The following is a 13247-nucleotide window of genomic DNA, read 5'->3' as shown; positions in this document are numbered from 1 at the left end:
GTCCATGATCTCCTTTGTGGACACAACATTGAGGTGCCCGAGTGCGGGCGATGATTACGCGCTGGATCAGGGAAGGGAAGACGGCGGCGGTCGGACGCTTACCTCATCGGCGTTGTCATCATTGCTTATTCCGTGGGGGATGCAGTGAATTCAGGCTGCGCTTGGTCTGATTCTGGCGTGCGGCTGCGAGCATGAACGATGCGGTCTGCGTAGAGCTAACCTGAGCTGCGCAGCTTTGTCGCCCAGCGTCCAGGGAGCGAGGTTGAGCGCCGGGTTGGGCGTCATTTTCTTGAGCTGCCTTGTTTGGTTTGCTTCCGGCGCCTCTTATGACGTACCTCCTGGATCGCACCAAAGGCGATCAGTGCTGCCGATACAACAATGACAGCGATACCTTGGCTCTCGGGAATGAACGCCTGCGCAACAAGAATAACAACAACGATGAAAGCGAGAGCACCACCTACACGGATGAAGAAGTCTTTCCACGTAGGGTTTTTGATGGGGCCGAGAAGGAGACGGGTCATATGCGAATCTGTGGCAACGCCTAGCGTGCGAATTCAGCGGATGGCAAAAAGCGCAGCTTTTTGACAGTCCGCTGGAATGACTTGTTGGGCGTCGGCTCAGTGAATACCCGAATACTCATCAATAACATCTCCGACAAAAGCGTTTATAGCGCTGGACGATCTCAAGTGATGCACCCGCTTTTGAGTGGCTTGCTCTGCAACCAACTGCCGATATTTGGGTGTCAATTTTTCATGACAGAGCGGAAGTACGCGATAGCTGTTCAATGTGCCGCGCCATATCGGACTGTTCTCGGGCCACCCCTCAGGCGTGACGACTAAGCCCTTTACAAGATGCTTTGTCACCCAGACGTAATGCGCGAACAGCGGTAGATCGACGTAGATCAACGTGTCAGCAGCCGAGAAACGCTCCCAGGCTGATGGCACGCAGCCGAACCCGTCAATGATCCACGCGTCACCGCGTATAAGTTCGGAATGAATCTGCAGGTATTCGTTGTGAGGCACCTCACCGCCACCAGGCTTGCATTTAATGGTGTCGAGTGAGTGCAGCGGCAAATCGGTAATGCTGGCCAGTTGCCGAGCCAGTGTTGATTTACCGCCGCCAGCGTTGCCAAAAACTGCGACCCGCCTCATCTCGGGCACTTTGCTCATTGATCTGCTCTCCATGACGCCCAACGTTCAAGCTCAGCGGCGCGCGGCTTCTTTGCTCTGAGGGCTGCACCCCAAGCCTTTTGAGTCCATTCTTGCATGATCTCTGGTTGCTCGAATACATCCGGAGGCGCTTCAAAATATTGCATGGTCACCAACTTGTCCGACCGCACGGTGTAAGTGAAAGGTTGTAAACCCCGGCGAGTAAATTCGTTCTTGATAGCGGCATCCGATTTCAGATACAGGACATCATTGACGACGATGGCAAAAATAAGATCGTCCTGATACAGGCCATACCCGCCGAACATGGCACGGACACGCAGGTCTTGAATAAACGCCATGCATTCCACGAGGTAGTTCAAGTGCTCGGAGTGGCGTTTCATTGTCAGAGCGTCGGTATGAGAGGCCGAAGGGACGAAATATTCTGGTCTGGCATCTCGTCGAGGAGTTTGGTCAGCCATGCGACAAACGGCGACGATGACTCGAATTCCGGATGAGATCTGTACAGTGCCGCGATGCGGCGACTGTCTTCGAGTTGCCGAATCGTGTGCAAAACCTCGGGGAAACGCTTCGCTTGGGAAAGCGAATGTGCAAAACACAGATCCTTGGGACGCACATGACCGCGATCAACCGCGCGATTGATTCTAAGCTTGCACCGGCATGGATTGCTTGGCTCAACCAAGCCGCAGTGCGCAGTCATGAATGACGTGATGCGCTCATTGGCACGTGACAGCCGTTTCCGGAATGCGGCGGGAGTGATTTCCAGAATTTCCGCCCCCTCAACATGATTCAGATCGAGGATTTCACCCAGGATGTACGCAAACCGGTGGTCGCGGTCGAGGCACAGCAGCATGGCGTGGGTGCAGCCGATTTTGACTTCTTCAAGCAATAGCTCTTCGGCGACATTGTCATGTACGCTCAATGCAGGATCAGACAGGCCGTCACTGAGCGCTTCTCCGAACTCCTCAAAGGACATAGCCGCCTGTTCCATGCGCTTCTTCCCCTGCGTCAGCAAAGTATTGCTGGCTACACGGTAAACCCAGGTGCGGAAGCTACTTTTGCCTTCAAAACCGGCCAAGCCAGTGATAACGCGGATCAAAATTTCCTGCGTAGCATCCTCGGCATCCTGCGGATGCCAAAGGAAGCGCACAGCAAGGTTGTACACGTCCCGTTGTACTGCCCGCACGAGTGCTTCCAATGCGTTGCGGTCGCCTTTCTTGGCGACCGCAACCAAGGCGCTTAACTCTTGCCCCAATTTATTGCCCACGTTCAAGGATGCCCTTCAAATTGCCCAATTCCTCGGTAAGCGTTTTGGATTGCATTTCGAGGGCGCCTTCCAACTGTTCAAGAGGGACGGGAGGCGGAGTGAGGACAAAGCTGTATACACAGTTGTCGGGGTCGAGCGCGACAACGCGCGAGTAAGCAACGGCAACGCTGCCGTCGGGGAAGGACATGTACCAATCAATCGACCCGGTTTCCGATGAGGCACGTACATCGAGATCAATTTCCACCTTGCCGGAGGGAGTTCGCATCAACGCCCGTTTCCCTTCCACCGAAGCAAAGGCTTGGGCCCAATCGGGAAGATGTTGCGCATCAGCAATGAACGCGAAGGCCTGTTGCTGAGAAACATGAAGGGATATGGCTTGAACATCGAAGGTTTTCATAATGGATTTCCTGTTGTGAAAATGAGCGAGGAAATCTCGCCCTTCGATGTGTTTAGACTCGAAGCCATCTCAATGTGTGACTGATGACACCCAACGAATAGGGTTTATCCCCCGCGTGACCACGTTTTCTCAAAGCATTGAATCGCCCCGGTTTTGGTCGTCAGGTCTCGTTCGCACGATGGAGGAGCTGACGCTCGTCTCAGCCAAGCGAGTGAGCGACGGGCAACTGGCGCATTGCGGCTGTGCAGGCAGTGGCCAGCGAATGACCGCTGAGGCCGATGAGCGGGCCTCGAACGCCGCAAGACGCTCTTCCGATGAGGCGACGCCTTGAAGTCGTGATGAGTTCGTAGTCGCAAAAACCCGCCGCACACACAGAGTTTCTGCCACTACCGCAAAAAACCGTCGCGGGACCAAGCATTCACTGTCCGCATGTCAGGCCCGGTTTGACAGATATTCGGTACGTTGTAAATTGCTCACCGAGCCACTCGGATTCGAATACACCTGTTGCAATCTTGTTTAATGATTTGTACGCAGGTCGGGTGCGCAGAAGATGAATAAATATCTCATCGTGACCTAATTCCTTTGCCCAGTGCATTACGTCCCTGAATGCCCTTACTCCAATTCCCCAGTGCTTTGGGTCTAACACGATTGCTATCTCGTATTTTCCATTCTCGAGTTGTATCCCACACCATCCGGCCAACGATTGTCCTGAAATCACGCCTCGAACTCTGCAGCCGATTGTTCGGTCGACTTCGACTTTGTCCTTAATCCATTCCTTTATGGTCGCCGAGTCAAACAAATCATGTTTGACCAAATACTCTCTTGTTCTCTGCTTGTTCAGGACTGCCAGCAGTTCATCTGGATCTATTTCATCAAGTCCTAAATATAGCAAGCTCTCGTGTCTACGATCGTCCATTTAAAGCGCTAGAAAATGATTCAACCGACACTGCTCGGCGTTGCCGCGCACCGGCAAACGATGGGTTCGAAACATGCATTGTGAATTTCACCGTCGTGCTTCCGGAACCCGCTAGTCTGATGGCGGGCGCGATCAGCTGCTCTTGAGGCGTCTGCGCAAGAGGTGGCGCCGCGCGAGGAGCAGTAACTGCTTCGGCACGAGGGGCTCATGGCAGCTCCCGAAGATTCTCGATGATTCTTTCAAGCATTTGCGCCAACGACGCCGCCTCAGCGGCACTTATCTGGCTTCCGAACAATTCGTCGATCTGCCCCCGATAGACCAGCCACATTCGGGCGCGCATCCTTCGTCCCGAATCGGTTAGCGAGCAGGTGGTACCGCGCCCGTCCTCGGGACAGTCAGCGCGCACGACGAGGCCGGCCTTCTCCATACGGTCGGTGAGGCGCGTAACGTTGCTGCGCGAGATTACCCCCTTGCGCGCGAGGTCGCTCATCCGCAGGCAGCCACCGTGCGCGTTCTCCAGGATCCACAAGACGTCATACCAGGCAAGCGGGGGCAACTCGCTTCGAGCGAGGGTAGCTTCTATGCGATCCAGCAGCATGGCTTGGGCGGTGACAAAGCGCGCCCATGCGATCTGGCGGGGGGTGGGGGAGGCAGTCATGAGAGAGAGCATAGCGGCATGTAGTTGCATGTGCAACTACATGGGTTTATGGTTGCATTTGCAACTATAGGAGTTGCTATCCCCGAGGAGATCACCATGAGCAAGATCGTTACCCGCAATGAACTCGAGGTCCGCCTGCAGGCAAATTCCGGTTTGGTGCTGCTTGAGGCACTGCCGGCAAGGTACTTCAACGACTGGCACCTCCCCGGTGCCCGGCACTTCCCGCACGACGAGGCGCGCGTCCTGGCGCCTCGCGTCGCGCCAGACAGGTCGGCGGAAGTCGTCGTCTACTGCGCGAGCAGTACGTGTCAGAACTCGCACATTGCAGCGAACGTCCTGACGCAGCTCGGATACACCAATGTTTCCGTTTTTGCTGGCGGGAAGCAGGCCTGGAGCGAAGCGGGACTGCAGGTCGAGAAAGGCGAAGCCAGAGTTTCAGCTTAGGTATATTGAGTACCCGGGAGCCTTGCTTGAGGCTCTCGGGTATTGGCGAAAGTCGGCGTGGTGGCCCGCGCTTGGAGACGGCAAGACGCCGAACGTGTTCCAAACTGGGCGGCACGCCCGACGCTAGGAGTGGGTGAAGCCAAACGCCCTGTGATCTGGAACGGAGTCGGCTCGTCGTATGCCAAGCTATGTGGAGAGGCGAAGGTAACAGGCCTTACTGGCGCGAATGTGCTCGGCGCCGCAACTCAGGCCGTAGTGCGCTGGGCCAGCCACTCGCTCGGGGAACAGCCGAGATGGGCACGGAAGGCGCGCGCCAGCGCGGGCGCGCTAGCATAGCCCACGCGATCGGCTGCCAGCGCCACCGGCCGACCCTGGCGCAGCAGAGAACACGCCACATTGATGCGCCAGGCAGCCAGGTAGTGTCCAGGCGTCTGGCCGACGACCTCGCGAAAGCGCGCAGCGAAACGCGCCCGTGACATGCCGGCCCTGTCGGCCAGCGCCTCCAGCGACCAGTCTTGGGCCGGCGCCTCGTGCATTGCCGAGATCGCGCGTGCGAGGCGCGGATCGGCGAGTCCGGCGAGCAGACCGCCGTGGGCGAATCCCCGATCCATCAGGAAGCGCAGCAGCTGGATCAGCAGGTATTCGCAGAGACGATCGATCGCTGCCTGGCGACCGCAATGATTCGCGAAGGCCTCGGCGAACAAGAGATCCAGCGTCGTCGAGAGCTCTGGCAGTTCCTCCAACGAAATCCGCAACACCTCCGGCAGCGCCAACGCAAGCGGGTTGCCGGAGGTGCTGCCCAAATCTACTGTCGCGCACACCAGATCCGCGCCCGCCGCAGCTGGCGCATGGAAGCGATGCGGCGCACCGCGCGGGTAGAAGAGCAGGCACGGCTCGTTGATCCGCATCGGCGGGTGGACCTCCGCGCTCACCTCGAGCGGCCCCTGGCGAAGCACGTGAATGTAGCCATGGTCGCGGTCGAAGCCCTTGGCGCCACACAGGGCGCCACTATGAAAGACCCGGGCGCTCAGCGAATAGTGGTTCAGCAGTCCGGCCAGCCTGTCGGTCATTGATACTCCAAGAACCAAATTTGAGACAATGTGGTTCCTTCAGTATTGATCATTTGACGAAAATCCGCCACGTGCACTTTCGCACCTGACTGGAGAACGACATGAGCCACATCCCCGCCCTCGACCCCGCCCGAGCCGATTCGGACACTGCCAGCACCCTCGCCGCAGTCAGGGCCAAGTTGGGCATGCTGCCCAATCTGATCGCCACGCTGGCCCACGCGCCAGCCGCCCTGAATGGCTACCTGGCGCTGTCCGAGATCCTCGCCAGTGGCCGCCTGAGCGCTCACCAACGCGAGATCGTCGCCCTGGCGGTGGCCCAGGCCAACGCCTGCCAGTACTGCCTCAGCGCCCACACCGCGATCGCCCGCGGCGCCGGATTGAAGCCCGAGCAGATCGCCGCGGCCCGTGCCGGCCAAGCCGATTCGCCGCTCGACCACGCCATCGCCCGCTTTGCGCGCCAGCTCGTCGAGCAGCGTGCGCGGCTCGCCCCTGGCGACCTGCAGACCTTGCGCCGCGACGGTCTCGACGACGGCTTGACCGTCGAGGTCATCGCCCACGCGGTGCTGAACCTGCTCACCAATTACGTCAATCACGTCGCCGGCACCGAGGTGGACTTCCCGCCGGTGTCTATCTGAGCCCGTATCCGGCGCCGCGCATGCCGGTGCCGGTCTGAATCCTCACCAAGGAGAACAGCCATGAACAAAGTCATCCCTCACACCGCCGCCGCCGTTCTGATCGCCGGACTCGGCCTCACGGCCGCGGGCGTCGCGCACGCACAATCGATGAAGTCCTTCGGTCCGCAATGGACCGACAAGGGCGAGCTGGTGCTGCCCAGCGGCTACCACGAATGGATTTTCCTCGGCGCGCCGCTGACCCCCCACGCCCTCAACGACGGCAAGGCCGGGTTTCCCGAGTACCACAACGTCTATGTGCAGCCGGAGGCCTTCCGCGCATACAAGAGCACCGGGCAGTGGCCGGAGGGTACGATCATGCTGAAGGAGCTGCAGCTCACCCTGGAGGGACGTGCAAGCGACGGATCGCGGGTCGAACCCTCGGGGCGCGGCTACTTCCCCGGGGCCCGCAACGGCATCGACATCTCGGTCAAGGACAGCAAGCGCTTCAAGGACACCCGGGGCTGGGGCTTCTTCAACTTCGGCCACAACGCGCCGCCCTATGTGCGCACCGCGGCAGCGGCGCCCAAGGACGCCTGCGCGGGCTGCCACATGCAGAACGCGACCGCCGACATGGTGTTCTCGCGCTTCTACGCTCCGATCCTCGAAGCGCGCTGAGTCGGAGGAGACCATGAAGGGCACCATCACCGGCCTCGTCGCAGGCCTACTGCTGCACCTCCCGGCGTGGAGTGCAGAAGGGCTGCCGCCGCACGTGGACGCACAGGGCGGAATCTCGCTGCCCAAGGACTTTCGCACCCACTACGTGCATCTCGGGTCCTGGGCGGTCATCGACGAGAAGTCCGCGGCGCGCGGCCTGCACGACGTCTACGCGGATCCCGCAGCGGTCGCCCACTACCGTGAGCACGGCCGTTTTCCGGACGGCGCGACGCTGGTCAAGGAGATCCGCGCCTTCGGGCGGGGCGCCCTCACCACCGGTGACCGGGTGCTCTGGGGCACCACGCCGGCGGTGTGGTTCGTGATGATCAAGGACGCGCACCTGCGCTTCCAGGACCATCCGGGCTGGGCCGACGGCTGGGGGTGGGCGCTGTTCAAGGCGGACAATCCGGGGCGCAACGTGGCGACCAGCTACTCGGCCGACTGCAAGTCCTGCCATGTTCCGGCTGCAGCAACGGACCGGGTTTTCGTACAGGGCTACCCGACCCTGAGGCCTTAGTTGGGGAAGCCCGGGGGGCGGCAGTGCACCCCGGGTCTTTCCGCAGGAGAATGGCAGATGGATGATGCGCGACAACTGATCTGGGAGGCGGCCACCTGCAGCCACTGTGCCGCGCTCTTATCGCACCCTCCGCGGCCGGTGTTCCAGTACCACCCTTCGGCCCGAATCTTGATTGCTGGGCAGGCGCCGGGGGCCCGTGTCCATGCCAGCGGCGTGCCTTTCGACGACGCCAGCGGCGACCGGCTGCGGGACTGGCTCGGCGTTGATCAGGATACCTTCTACGACCCGGCGCGCTTCGCGATCCTTCCGATGGGATTCTGCTACCCCGGGCGGAGTGCCCAGGGCGACTTGCCGCCGCGACCGGAATGCGCCCGGCTGTGGCGCGCGCGCTTCATGGATGGCTTTGAGCGTCTCGGACTCACCGTGCTGCTGGGCGCTTACTCTCACATCTGGCACCTCGGCCTCGCGTCCAGTATCCCGGTGACCGAAACCGTCGCAAACTGGCGCCGCTATGGACCAGCGGTGTGGCCCCTGCCGCATCCGAGCCCGCGCAACAATCGCTGGCTGGCGCAGCACCCGTGGTTCGCCGGCGAGCTGCTACCGGCTCTTCGGACGCGGGTCGCCTTGGCCCTCGACTTATGATTTGCCTCGTTGTCAGAAGGCGCTCTGGAGCGAGTTCAAGGTCAGCAGTGAATCGCCCTGGCTTCAGTAGACGTTCGATCGCCAATTGAAGGACTGCTAACGCCGCTGTAGAAGAACTCCACCCCGGGGCAAGTTGCTGCGTCCGGCCTTTGCCGGCTTGAATTCATTCTTCATCGCATCAATCCCGTTTCAGCGGTTTCATCGTCGTCTCCTGACGCCCTTTACAGGGCGACTTCTGCGTGGCCCGATCGGGGCGCTTCCCTGCCCGCCAGCTTACCTAATTCGCGTACCCATGGTGCCCGAGCTCTTCGATGTTGTGCGCCATGCAATAGAGCTTCCATTGCCCATCGACCTTGCTGCGCGCGCGCAGCGTGAAGCGGTCGAGCCGCTTGTTGTGTCGCAGGTTTCCGAACACCGGTTCGACCCTGGCAAAGCGCGCGCCGATCATCTGCTTGCCGTGCTCGGAGCCGATGCGCCGCTTCATCCCGTCGGTGCGGGATTCATCGCCATTACACATGCCCCGGAAGAAGGCGACCTGTCTTACCTTGGTCGTGTCCGGCGTGCGCAGACATCGGGTGCGCTGGTCGCACGGCACACAGTCGCCGGTGTACTTCGTGGCAGCGTAGCCGTTGATCGTGCCGTTGCCGCCGTTGCGATACAGCCGCTTGCCGGCCGGGCGTGGGCTGTCCCGTATTGTTCGTTCCCCGGAGTGATCGAAAGGAAACCGGTAACGCCTTGAGCTTCACGGCAAGGCGGGCAGGCCCAGTTCCTTGAGGAAGGCATTGTGTTTGTCCCGCGCATCCTTGATTTTCTGCGCCAGGGTGACCAGCTCGGCATTGATTTCCTGCAAATCGACTTCAGCCTCGCCCACCGCCGTGCTGATGTAGCGCGAGATATTCAGGTTGAAATCGTTCTTCTCGATCTCCGCCATGTCCACTCTTCTGGAGTAGCGGGGCTCTTCCTTCCGGAATTGGTAGGTGTCGACGATCCTGGCGATGTGCTCAGCGCTCAGTTGGTTCTGGCGCTTGCCTTTCACGAAGTGATCGGCGGCGTTGATGAAGAGCACGTCGTCGGGCTTCTTGCACTTCTTCAACACGAGGATGCAGACCGGGATGCCTGTGGAGTAGAAAAGATTTGCGGGCAGGCCGATGACGGTGTCGATGTGGCCGTCCTTGAGCAGCTTGGTGCGGATGCGTTCCTCGGCGCCGCCACGGAAGAGCACGCCGTGGGGCAGGATGATCGCCATCACGCCTTCGTCTTTCAGGAAGTGGAAACCGTGCAGCAGGAAGGCGAAGTCGGCGGCGGATTTGGGGGCGAGGCCGTGGCTCTTGAAGCGCACGTCGTCGGCCAGCGCGTCGGTGGGATCCCACCGGTAGCTGAAGGGCGGGTTGGCGACGACGGCATCGAAGCTCGGCTTCCTGGCCGGGTTCTGCTCGCGCATCATGTCCCACTCGTTGAGCAGGGTGTCGCCGTGGAAGATGTCGAACTCCGTGTCCTTCACCCCGTGCAGCAGCATGTTCATGCGCGCGAGGTTGTAGGTGGTGATGTTCTTTTCCTGGCCGTAGATCTTGCCGATGGTGCCGCCGGCCTTGGCCACCTTCTTGCGCACATTGAGCAGCAACGAGCCGGAGCCGCAGGCAAAGTCCATCACGCTGTCCAGCCGCTTCTTCGTGCCGGTCTTCGGCTCCTGGCTGTCCAGCGTGACGATGGCGGAGAGGATGTCGGAAATCTGCTGCGGAGTGTAGAACTCGCCCGCCTTCTTGCCGGAGCCGGCGGCAAACTGGCCGATCAGGTATTCATAGGCATCGCCCAGCGCGTCGATGTTCGTTGAGAATTCCGCCAGCCCTTCGGCGATCTTCTGGATGATGGTGCAGAGCTTGGCGTTCCGGTCCTCGTACTTCTTGCCCAGCTTGGGAGAACTCAGATCGATCTCGGAGAACAGGCCCTGGAAGGCGCTTTCGAAGGATTCCGTCTCGATGTACTTGAAGCCCGCCTGCAGCGTGTTCAGCAGCTCCGCGTTCTGCGTGCGGGCCAGGTTGGCGATGCTGTTCCACAGGTGCGCGGGCTGGATGACGTAATGCACCTTGCGCCGCATCTGCTTCTCGAACGCCGGAATGTCGTCCACGTTGTTGGCATACCAGAGCGCCAGCGGCACCTTGCGGGCATCACCGCCCACATCCGGGTAGTCCCGCCCCAGTTCCTTCTTCGCCGCCGTCTCGTAGTTGTCGGAGAGGTAGCGCAGGAACAGGAAGGAGAGCATGTAGTCGCGGAAGTCGTCCGCATCCATCGCCCCGCGCAGTTGGTCGGCGATGCTCCACAGGGTGTTGCCCAGTTGTTTCTGGTTTTGTTCGGTCATGGGGCGTTGTCGTCTGGTTCGGCTGGTTCGTCGGATAAGGGCTGTGCATGGCTGCGCTCCCCGATCAAGCGCTTCTCGCGCTCGATCTCCGCGATCAATTCTTCCTCGGTGGGCAAGATGCGCTGGTACTTGGAGGCAAAGAGTTGCTGGCTCTCCTGAATCACCGAGTACTTGACCACCGTTTCGTCCTTGCTGTCGCACAGAATGATGCCGATGGTCGGGTTGTCGTCCTCGCCGCGCTTCAGGTCGTCGAACATGCGTACATACATGTCCATCTGGCCAATGTCCTGGTGGGTGAGCTTGCCCGTCTTCAGGTCGATGATGACAAAGCACTTGAGCAGGTAGTTGTAGAAGACCAGGTCAATGAAGAAGTGGCTGGTCTCCGTGCTGATGCGCATCTGCCGCGCCACAAACGAGAAGCCCTTGCCCAGCTCCAGCAGGAACTTCTGCAGCTCGTCGATGATGGCCTGTTCCAGGTCGCTTTCTTTGAGCTGCCCCGCTTCCGGCAGCTGCAGGAACTCCAGGACGTAGGGGTCCTTGATGAAATCACCCAAGGATTCAGATCGCCGTGGGCGGGTTTCACTTTGGCTGCCTTGTGATGACAACAGGCGCTGAAAACTGCGGCTCTGGAGGTTGCGCTCCAACTGGCGCACGGTCCATTGCTGAGCCGCGCTCTCGGCCAGGTAGTAGGCCCTGGCCTTGGCGTCTTCCTCCCGCATGATCAGCCGGTTGTGGCTCCAGCTCAATTTGCTACACACCGTGTAGCAAATCTCCGGATCGGGGTAGGTCAGGTAGAACTGGCGGAAGTTGCGCAGGTTGGCATACGAAAAGCCCTTGCCCAAACTGGCCGAAAGCGCCTGGGAGAGGTTGGCCAGCAGCCGCTCGCCATAGGCGGCACGGTTACTGCCCTGTTGCTCTTCCTGCACGATGCGCTGGCCGATCCGCCAGTACGCTTCCACCATCGCAGAGTTCACGGCCGACCGCGCCTTGTTGCGCGCCTGCTCCAGGATGGCCTTGATGTCTGTGTGGAAAGTGGACAGTTCACTCATGACTGTTCCTTCTGAACTACCGAGGATTTCTCGGTAGTTGCAGGCCGTGTGAACCAAGGGGTAGCTGTCAAGGATTCCTTGACAGCTGCCGCCGCGTCCAACGCTCCGTCCTCGAAGACGTTCTTCAGGTGCAGCGAGATGTTCTGTTTGGTGGCATCAAACAGTTCCGCCATCTCCAACTGCGTCCGCCAGACGGTTTGCTCCTGCGCCAGCAGCTTGATCTGGCTGCGACCGTCTTCTGTGGTGTAGAGAATCAGGTCGTTCATGGTGCGGGCGCCGGTACAGGGGCCGCTGCAGCAGGCGCTGCCGCCAAAAGCTCCGGCAGGTCAAACTGAAACTTGGTGACAAAGTCTTCCAGAATGCGCCGGAACAGATCTTTGTTGTCCTCGCCCATTTCGGTCGGTTCGTGGATGGCGTACTTGCCGTGGCTGAGAAGGTTCAGGGCGCGGTTGTAGAGCGCCATGTCTTCTTCGTTGTTCAGCGCCTTGAGGCAGAAGGAAACGTCCGCGTGCCCGAAGAACGACGCGGTTTTTTCCATGATGCTGCGCAGGGCGTTGAAGTGGAAGGTGTAGAGCTTGCCGGTGCCGGGGGCCGCCGCTAATTGCAGCTCAGCGAGTGACGCGACGTGATGAAAGAACGGCGTGTCTTCCGTGGCGCGCAGGGTGTAGGCGCCGTCTCCGTTCGGGCGGTGCAAGAAGTAGCGCTTGTGAGTCACTTTCGGCTCCCCCTCTTTCGCCCTGCCGATTTCATTGCACATCACGTTGAAGAAAAGGGCGTGATGGGAGGAGAAAACCACCTTGATGGGCGCGGGAGCGCCGTTCTGGTCTTTGCGGCTTGCAGCCCGGCGCAGGAGCTGGGCGAGGTCGCAGGCGACGGCGATGGCGTTGTTGTCGTCCAGTGAGGAGATGGGGTCGTCGATGTAGAGATATTTGTTCGACTGATACGAGACGTGGCCATCGAGCATCCGCTCGCAGATGGCCATGAAGAGGCACCAGATGAAGATGTTCTGCTCGCCGCGGGAAATCTTGATGTTCGTCTCGATGATTCGCTCAGGCTCCGCGCCCGGTCTTTGCCGCAGAACCTCTTTAGAAAAACTGATCTTCCAGTTGGTGTAATCAATGTCGAAATCGAAGTCGGCGTAACGGTCGAGATAGCCCGCAATCGTTTCGTCCAGCGCGAGGTCCTTCAGTCCGTTGAAGAATGTGGAGCGGGCATTGAGCTGCAGTACCCGAACAGCATCACCGTCAAGATCGTTCTCCCAGGTGAATAGATCTTCGGTGTAGGCATTGAAATACAGGGTGTCGGCGTGACCCTGCGGATTCTTCTTCGTCTTGCGCTTTCCGGTGTCCTTGAACTCCATCGAAAGCCTCGTCTTGCCTGTGCGGTTGTAGGCGTAAAGAAGGACGAGTTGCGTCGGCTTCGTGGGATTGTTTAAAT

Annotated in this window: 18 protein-coding genes; 5 read left to right on the top strand and 13 right to left on the bottom strand. The window is 59.9% G+C overall.

Annotation, left to right across the window (positions count from 1 at the left end; genetic code table 11):
* Window positions 1-281: 281 nt before the first annotated feature.
* The 7 genes from NMQ14_RS11830 to NMQ14_RS11800 form a co-directional block, all read right to left on the bottom strand.
* Window positions 282-521 (bottom strand): hypothetical protein, encoded by a 240-nt coding sequence (locus NMQ14_RS11830; protein ID WP_257096392.1) that lies wholly within the window; start codon window positions 519-521, stop codon window positions 282-284.
* 96 nt (window positions 522-617) lie between these two features.
* Window positions 618-1169, bottom strand: a complete 552-nt coding sequence (locus NMQ14_RS11825; protein WP_257096391.1) for a hypothetical protein — start codon at window positions 1167-1169, stop codon at window positions 618-620.
* Entirely contained in the window at window positions 1166-1549 is a 384-nt protein-coding gene (locus tag NMQ14_RS11820; RefSeq protein ID WP_257096389.1) for a TfoX/Sxy family protein, read from the bottom strand. The genes NMQ14_RS11825 and NMQ14_RS11820 overlap by 4 nt, the downstream gene beginning before the upstream one ends.
* A 2-nt stretch (window positions 1550-1551) precedes the next feature.
* On the bottom strand, window positions 1552-2433 hold the full coding sequence (locus NMQ14_RS11815; RefSeq protein WP_257096403.1) for an RNA polymerase sigma factor: 882 nt from the start codon (window positions 2431-2433) through the stop codon (window positions 1552-1554).
* The gene (locus tag NMQ14_RS11810; protein WP_257096388.1) at window positions 2423-2830 is read right to left on the bottom strand and encodes a hypothetical protein; all 408 of its coding nucleotides are present in this window, start codon (window positions 2828-2830) and stop codon (window positions 2423-2425) included. Before NMQ14_RS11810 ends, NMQ14_RS11815 begins: the two co-directional genes overlap by 11 nt.
* Before the next feature lie 418 nt (window positions 2831-3248).
* Window positions 3249-3746: a GNAT family N-acetyltransferase gene (locus NMQ14_RS11805; RefSeq protein ID WP_257096387.1), complete on the bottom strand. Its 498-nt coding sequence runs from the start codon at window positions 3744-3746 to the stop codon at window positions 3249-3251.
* 205 nt (window positions 3747-3951) lie between these two features.
* Complete coding sequence (locus tag NMQ14_RS11800) at window positions 3952-4404, bottom strand: MarR family winged helix-turn-helix transcriptional regulator (protein ID WP_257096386.1); 453 nt, start codon at window positions 4402-4404, stop codon at window positions 3952-3954.
* A gap of 96 nt (window positions 4405-4500) precedes the next feature.
* Here NMQ14_RS11800 and NMQ14_RS11795 point away from each other — a divergent pair, with 96 nt between their 5' ends.
* Window positions 4501-4848, top strand: a complete 348-nt coding sequence (locus NMQ14_RS11795; RefSeq protein ID WP_257096385.1) for a rhodanese-like domain-containing protein — start codon at window positions 4501-4503, stop codon at window positions 4846-4848.
* A gap of 245 nt (window positions 4849-5093) precedes the next feature.
* Here NMQ14_RS11795 and NMQ14_RS11790 read toward each other — a convergent pair whose 3' ends face one another.
* Complete coding sequence (locus NMQ14_RS11790; RefSeq protein ID WP_257096384.1) at window positions 5094-5918, bottom strand: AraC family transcriptional regulator; 825 nt, start codon at window positions 5916-5918, stop codon at window positions 5094-5096.
* 101 nt (window positions 5919-6019) lie between these two features.
* Between NMQ14_RS11790 and NMQ14_RS11785 the strand changes: the two genes are divergently transcribed.
* From NMQ14_RS11785 to NMQ14_RS11770, 4 genes are read left to right on the top strand one after another with little or no spacing between them, the layout of a single operon-like run.
* Window positions 6020-6553 (top strand): carboxymuconolactone decarboxylase family protein, encoded by a 534-nt coding sequence (locus NMQ14_RS11785; RefSeq protein ID WP_257096383.1) that lies wholly within the window; start codon window positions 6020-6022, stop codon window positions 6551-6553.
* Window positions 6554-6613: 60 nt separating this feature from the next.
* A complete protein-coding gene (locus tag NMQ14_RS11780; protein ID WP_257096382.1) occupies window positions 6614-7207 on the top strand; it encodes a cytochrome P460 family protein in 594 nt (197 codons plus the stop codon).
* Between the two features lie 13 nt (window positions 7208-7220).
* Entirely contained in the window at window positions 7221-7763 is a 543-nt protein-coding gene (locus NMQ14_RS11775; RefSeq protein ID WP_257096381.1) for a cytochrome P460 family protein, read from the top strand.
* 57 nt (window positions 7764-7820) lie between these two features.
* Window positions 7821-8405 carry a uracil-DNA glycosylase family protein gene (locus NMQ14_RS11770; protein WP_257096380.1) on the top strand — a complete coding sequence of 195 codons (585 nt, stop codon included), beginning with the start codon at window positions 7821-7823 and terminating at the stop codon, window positions 8403-8405.
* 277 nt (window positions 8406-8682) lie between these two features.
* Here NMQ14_RS11770 and NMQ14_RS11765 read toward each other — a convergent pair whose 3' ends face one another.
* From NMQ14_RS11765 to NMQ14_RS11745, 5 genes are read right to left on the bottom strand one after another with little or no spacing between them, the layout of a single operon-like run.
* The gene (locus NMQ14_RS11765; protein WP_373457191.1) at window positions 8683-9099 is read right to left on the bottom strand and encodes a transposase; all 417 of its coding nucleotides are present in this window, start codon (window positions 9097-9099) and stop codon (window positions 8683-8685) included.
* 48 nt (window positions 9100-9147) lie between these two features.
* Entirely contained in the window at window positions 9148-10761 is a 1614-nt protein-coding gene (locus NMQ14_RS11760) for a type I restriction-modification system subunit M (RefSeq protein WP_257096379.1), read from the bottom strand.
* Window positions 10758-11810: a YhcG family protein gene (locus tag NMQ14_RS11755; protein WP_257096378.1), complete on the bottom strand. Its 1053-nt coding sequence runs from the start codon at window positions 11808-11810 to the stop codon at window positions 10758-10760. Before NMQ14_RS11755 ends, NMQ14_RS11760 begins: the two co-directional genes overlap by 4 nt.
* Complete coding sequence (locus NMQ14_RS11750) at window positions 11807-12076, bottom strand: hypothetical protein (RefSeq protein ID WP_257096377.1); 270 nt, start codon at window positions 12074-12076, stop codon at window positions 11807-11809. The genes NMQ14_RS11755 and NMQ14_RS11750 overlap by 4 nt, the downstream gene beginning before the upstream one ends.
* Complete coding sequence (locus NMQ14_RS11745) at window positions 12073-13170, bottom strand: anticodon nuclease (RefSeq protein WP_257096376.1); 1098 nt, start codon at window positions 13168-13170, stop codon at window positions 12073-12075. The genes NMQ14_RS11750 and NMQ14_RS11745 overlap by 4 nt, the downstream gene beginning before the upstream one ends.
* Between the last annotated feature and the right edge of the window lie 77 nt (window positions 13171-13247).

Origin of the sequence: Methyloversatilis sp. XJ19-13 (genome assembly GCF_024580155.1) — a bacterium.
GTDB lineage: Bacteria > Pseudomonadota > Gammaproteobacteria > Burkholderiales > Rhodocyclaceae > Methyloversatilis.
The sequence above is the reverse complement of the archived record's forward strand: the minus strand, read 5'-3'. Positions and strand labels throughout refer to the sequence as shown.

Bases quoted from the DNA above. Each gene is read 5' to 3' on its own strand.
- NMQ14_RS11755 (WP_257096378.1), bottom strand. From the start codon at position 11,810: ATGAGTGAACTGTCCACTTTCCACACAGACATCAAGGCCATCCTGGAG.
- NMQ14_RS11760 (WP_257096379.1), bottom strand. From the start codon at position 10,761: ATGACCGAACAAAACCAGAAACAACTGGGCAACACCCTGTGGAGCATC.
- NMQ14_RS11775 (WP_257096381.1), top strand. From the start codon at position 7,221: ATGAAGGGCACCATCACCGGCCTCGTCGCAGGCCTACTGCTGCACCTC.
- NMQ14_RS11800 (WP_257096386.1), bottom strand. From the start codon at position 4,404: ATGACTGCCTCCCCCACCCCCCGCCAGATCGCATGGGCGCGCTTTGTC.
- NMQ14_RS11770 (WP_257096380.1), top strand. From the start codon at position 7,821: ATGGATGATGCGCGACAACTGATCTGGGAGGCGGCCACCTGCAGCCAC.
- NMQ14_RS11830 (WP_257096392.1), bottom strand. From the start codon at position 521: ATGACCCGTCTCCTTCTCGGCCCCATCAAAAACCCTACGTGGAAAGAC.
- NMQ14_RS11795 (WP_257096385.1), top strand. From the start codon at position 4,501: ATGAGCAAGATCGTTACCCGCAATGAACTCGAGGTCCGCCTGCAGGCA.
- NMQ14_RS11825 (WP_257096391.1), bottom strand. From the start codon at position 1,169: ATGAGCAAAGTGCCCGAGATGAGGCGGGTCGCAGTTTTTGGCAACGCT.
- NMQ14_RS11820 (WP_257096389.1), bottom strand. From the start codon at position 1,549: ATGAAACGCCACTCCGAGCACTTGAACTACCTCGTGGAATGCATGGCG.
- NMQ14_RS11785 (WP_257096383.1), top strand. From the start codon at position 6,020: ATGAGCCACATCCCCGCCCTCGACCCCGCCCGAGCCGATTCGGACACT.
- NMQ14_RS11745 (WP_257096376.1), bottom strand. From the start codon at position 13,170: ATGGAGTTCAAGGACACCGGAAAGCGCAAGACGAAGAAGAATCCGCAG.
- NMQ14_RS11790 (WP_257096384.1), bottom strand. From the start codon at position 5,918: ATGACCGACAGGCTGGCCGGACTGCTGAACCACTATTCGCTGAGCGCC.
- NMQ14_RS11750 (WP_257096377.1), bottom strand. From the start codon at position 12,076: ATGAACGACCTGATTCTCTACACCACAGAAGACGGTCGCAGCCAGATC.
- NMQ14_RS11780 (WP_257096382.1), top strand. From the start codon at position 6,614: ATGAACAAAGTCATCCCTCACACCGCCGCCGCCGTTCTGATCGCCGGA.
- NMQ14_RS11805 (WP_257096387.1), bottom strand. From the start codon at position 3,746: ATGGACGATCGTAGACACGAGAGCTTGCTATATTTAGGACTTGATGAA.
- NMQ14_RS11810 (WP_257096388.1), bottom strand. From the start codon at position 2,830: ATGAAAACCTTCGATGTTCAAGCCATATCCCTTCATGTTTCTCAGCAA.